This window comes from Bartonella sp. AP36NXGY, assembly GCF_042195865.1.
GTDB lineage: Bacteria > Pseudomonadota > Alphaproteobacteria > Rhizobiales > Rhizobiaceae > Bartonella.
The window spans coordinates 1-761 of sequence record NZ_JBHIPD010000131.1; the positions used below are offsets into that span (position 1 = coordinate 1).

Annotated in this window: 1 pseudogene; it reads left to right on the plus strand. The window is 44.2% G+C overall.

What is annotated here, in order from left to right:
* A pseudogene (locus ACFINX_RS10280) lies at positions 1 to 492 on the plus strand (hypothetical protein); the annotation flags it as partial.
* Positions 493 to 761: the final 269 nt, after the last annotated feature.

Below are 761 nucleotides of genomic sequence, written 5' to 3' on the forward strand. Positions count from 1 at the left end.
GGCTATAAAGCCAGTTTAAACGGGCATGAGGATATCATCATTGGTAAAGGAGGAACTTCTGTTGCAAAGCATGGTGCGACAGGAAATTCTGGAGGCACAACAACCGTTGGCAAAAATTTTATGACAGCTACAGGAGGAAAAGGTGGTGGAGGTGCTTATTATTCCAGCCCATCATCCCGTTACTCAGGTTCTGGTGGTACTGGAGGAGTTGGCGGGAACTTTGGTTGGGCAACAGATGGTCTCTTAGGACTTGCCAAAGGCGGAAATGGTTATGCTGGAACGAAAGGAATTGATGCAGAAATGAGTGGTAACGGAGGTGATGCTGGGGGCGATACATCAAGGGGTGGCGCTGGAGGAACGGGAGATGGTTACCATACTTCAGGAAAAGCAGGGCGTGGTTTTGGGGGTGGAGGTGCTGGTGCTAACGGGGATGGGCATTACAGCGGTGCTGGTGCTGATGGCGCTGTCCTTATAAGATTGTGGAAAGAATGAATGGTTTATGCAGGTATAAAAAACAATGATAGTTTCTAAACGGACACTTATTGTCTGATGGCTTATAAACTGTATAGTTTCTTCTTATAAAGTCCCCTTTAAAGCCCTTTTTTACTGACAGTGTCAGGCTTATGAGAGAGTGTAGATGATTGTTATGGTCTCTTCATTAATTTGGAGAGCAAAATGACAATAGAATTTAAACTTCGTATTCACTTTATTAAGAATGGCAAGGGATCTAAGTTTTTAGCAATATTTGATCAGACAGCCGT